Annotated in this window: 3 protein-coding genes; 2 read left to right on the plus strand and 1 reads right to left on the minus strand. The window is 69.6% G+C overall.

The window, feature by feature from the left end; all coding sequences use genetic code 11:
• Positions 1–29: 29 nt before the first annotated feature.
• Positions 30–1,208, minus strand: coding sequence for a diacylglycerol/lipid kinase family protein (locus B4E30_RS08010; protein WP_348670281.1), 1,179 nt, complete (start codon positions 1,206–1,208; stop codon positions 30–32).
• Positions 1,209–1,304: 96 nt separating this feature from the next.
• On the opposite strand from B4E30_RS08010, the gene serS reads away from it, so the two are divergent.
• Complete coding sequence (serS, locus tag B4E30_RS08015) at positions 1,305–2,579, plus strand: serine--tRNA ligase (RefSeq protein WP_194384526.1); 1,275 nt, start codon at positions 1,305–1,307, stop codon at positions 2,577–2,579.
• Positions 2,576–3,405, plus strand: an 830-nt coding sequence (locus tag B4E30_RS08020) for an HAD-IIB family hydrolase (protein WP_286794582.1), incomplete at its 3' end; no start/stop codon positions are given. The genes serS and B4E30_RS08020, both read left to right, overlap by 4 nt.

The following is a 3,405-nucleotide window of genomic DNA, read 5'->3' on the forward strand; positions in this document are numbered from 1 at the left end:
CTGCTGACCGCCGTGCCTTTCGACGCGCGTCAGAGGCGGGAGGTGTCGTGGCCGGCCGGCACGACGATGGTCAGGGCACCGGCGTCGATGCGCACATCCGCCCGCACGGCGTCGCCGAACTCGTCGCCGTCGAGCTGCACCGGATGCGCGGCACCGGCGCCGACGTGCAGTCCGACGCCCCGCGAGTAGCGCACCGCGCTGTCCTTCGTGCGCAGTTGGAGCACCCGGCGCCCGGCGCGGAACCGTCGCAGCACGCTGTTGTCCCACGCGACGCGGCGCCACACGAGCAGCCATCCGAGCGGCCCCTTGGGCTGGAACACGACGATGTCGAGCGCGCCGTCGTTGATCGACGCCTCGGGGATGAGGTCGAGACCCGCCGGCAGGCGACCGCAGTTGGCGAAGAGCACCGACTGCACGCGCGTAGCGTGCAGCTTGTGACCGGGGATCTCGTACATCACCCGGAACGGCTTGGCGCTCGCGAGGGACCGGGCCGCGCCGTCGACGTAAGCGACCCACCCGACGGTCTTCTTCAGGTCGGGGTTCGTGTTGGCGATCATCGCCGCGTCGAGGCCCATTCCCCCCATGACCACGAAGCCGTGCTCGCTCGTGGACCCGTCGTCGCGGGTGAGCACCGCGAAGCCGATGTCCATGGCGACCTGCGTTCCGGTGAACGCGGCGCGGATCATCGGCTCGGGTCGGTCGAGGGGGAGGCGCAGGTTCCGGGCGAGCAGGTTTCCGGTGCCGCTCGGGATGATCGCCATCGGCACCCCCGTGCCCGCCATGGCTTCGGAGACGGCGCGAACGGTGCCGTCCCCTCCCGCGACGAGCACCGTCGTCGCGCCGGCCTTCAGTGCCTGCCGGGTGACGTCGTCGCCGAGGTCGTCGACGGTCGTCTCGTAGAACAGCGGCTCCGACCAGCCGGCCTTCTCGGACTCGTGGGCGACGGCCTTGCGCAGACGATCCTGGTCGACCTTGATGGGGTTGTACACGAGGGCCGCCTTCGGGGCCGGGCGCTCCGCACCGCCGCCCATGGGCTCGGTGACGCCCTCTTCGTCGACGCGGCGCGCTTCGCCTTCGCCGTCGGCGGTGTCCGGCGCGATGTCCTCGGGCTCCCGCGCGACGTCGTCCGGTTTCGCGGCTTCGACGATGTCGGGCGCGCCGGATGCAGGATCGTCGTGCTCTCGGGGCGTATCCGAAGCCTGGGCCATGGGCACCACACTAGGGGGCGCGGATGCGCGTGCCGCGCTGTCGGGCTGCGGATCACCGCGGCCGGTCGGTCGTCGGCGGCTGATTAGACTGGGCGCGTGATCGATCCGGTGCTGCTGCGTGAGAACCCCGACCTGGTCAAGCGCTCGCAGGAAGCCCGTGGCTCCTCGGCAGACACGGTGGATGCGGCGCTCGAAGCCGATCGGGTGCGGCGAACGGCCATCGCCACCTTCGAGCAGCTCCGCGCCGAGCAGAACGCCCACGGCAAGGCCGTCGCGCAGGCGCCCAAGGACGAGAAGGCGGGCCTCGTCGCTCAGGCCAAGGAGCTGAGCGAGAAGGTCAAGCAGGCGCAGCGGGCCGTCACCGAGGCTGAGCAGCAGGCTGACGAAGCACTTGCCGCCGTCGAGAACATCATCATCGACGGGGTTCCGGCCGGTGGTGAAGACGACTTCGTCACGCTGCGGACGCACAGTGAGCCGCCGACCTTCGACTTCACGCCGCGGGACCACCTCGAACTCGGCGAGAAGCTCGGCGCGATCGACATGGAGCGCGGCACCAAGGTGTCGGGGAGTCGTTTCTACTTCCTCACCGGCATCGGTGCGCGCCTCGAGATGGCGCTGATGAACCTCGCGCTGGACCGGGCGCTGCAGGCGGGTTTCATCCCGCTCATCCCGCCGACTCTCGTGCGGCCCGAGGTGATGCGCGGCACCGGATTCCTCGGCCAGCACGCCGCCGAGGTCTACCACCTCGAGGAGGACGACCTCTACCTCGTCGGCACGAGCGAGGTTCCGCTGGCCGGCTACCACATGGACGAGATCCTCGATCTGACCGCGGGCGCCAAGCGCTACGCCGGCTGGTCGACGTGCTACCGCCGCGAGGCCGGGTCGTACGGCAAGGACACCCGCGGCATCATCCGGGTGCACCAGTTCAACAAGCTCGAGATGTTCATCTACACGACACCGGATGCTGCCGAGGCCGAGCATGATCGTCTCGTGCAGATGCAGGAGGCGATGCTGCAGGACCTCGGTCTCAGCTACCGCGTGATCGACGTCGCGGCCGGCGACCTGGGCTCGAGCGCGGCGCGCAAGTTCGACGTCGAGGCGTGGGTGCCCACCCAAGACGCGTACCGCGAGCTGACGTCGACCTCGAACTGCACGACGTATCAGGCGCGTCGCCTCAATATCCGCCACCGCCTTCCGGTCGATGAGGGCGGCAAGACGCAGACGGTCGCAACGCTGAACGGCACGCTGGCGACCACGCGGTGGATCGTCGCGCTGCTGGAGACACATCAGCGCGAGGACGGATCGGTGACCGTGCCCGAGGTGCTGAGACCCTTCCTCGGCGGCCTCGAGGTCATGGAGCCGATCGCGTGAGTTCGGACGCGCTGCCCGAGCCCGGCGGGGTCGAGGTCGAGCCGGAATCCGATGCGGCGGCGACGGTCGAAGAGCTCGCGCGCGCAGGCGTGTGGGGTGAGGGCACTCCGGAGCGTGTCCTCATCGCTCTCGACATCGACGGCACGGTGATCCTCGAAGACGAGTCGATGAGTCCGGGGGTCGTGGATGCGGTCGCCCACGCGGTCGCCGCGGGGCACGAGGTGATGCTGTCGACCGGACGCAGCTGGGACGCGACGAAGCCGATTCTCCGAAGGCTTGACATCGCGCCGGACTTCGTGGTGTGCGCGAACGGGGCGGCGATCCTTCGCCGGGTGGATGCCGCCACCCACGAGTATGCGCTGCACCACACCGAGTCCTTCGACGCGCACGAGGTGCTGACCCTGCTGCGCGAGCACCTGCCCGACGCGCACTACATGGTCGAACTGCCCGACGGGCATCGGCTGTACACCGACTACGTCGATGACTGGAACCTGGGGAAGGCCGACCGGGTGCCGTTCGAGGAACTCGCCGCGAAGCCGGTGAGCCGGGTGGTCGTGATCTCGCCGGAGAACACCGACGGCGACTTCCTGGAGCTCGTGCAGCGCATCGGCCTGAACGAGGTGTCGTACGCCGTCGGCTGGACCGCGTGGCTCGACATCGCGCCGCAGGGTGTCGACAAGGGGACCGCGCTGGAGATGGTGCGCACGGAGCTCGGGTTCGACCCGGCGCACGTGCTCGTCATCGGTGACGGTCGCAATGACATCGGCATGTTCGAGTGGGCGGTGCGCAACGGTGGCCGCGCGATCGCGATGGGGCAGAGCCCCGA

It is taken from the genome of Microbacterium sp. UBA3394 (genome assembly GCF_002358725.1).
Taxonomy (GTDB): domain Bacteria; phylum Actinomycetota; class Actinomycetes; order Actinomycetales; family Microbacteriaceae; genus Microbacterium; species Microbacterium luteum.

Bases quoted from the DNA above. Each gene is read 5' to 3' on its own strand.
- B4E30_RS08010 (WP_348670281.1), bottom strand. From the start codon at position 1,208: ATGGCCCAGGCTTCGGATACGCCCCGAGAGCACGACGATCCTGCATCC.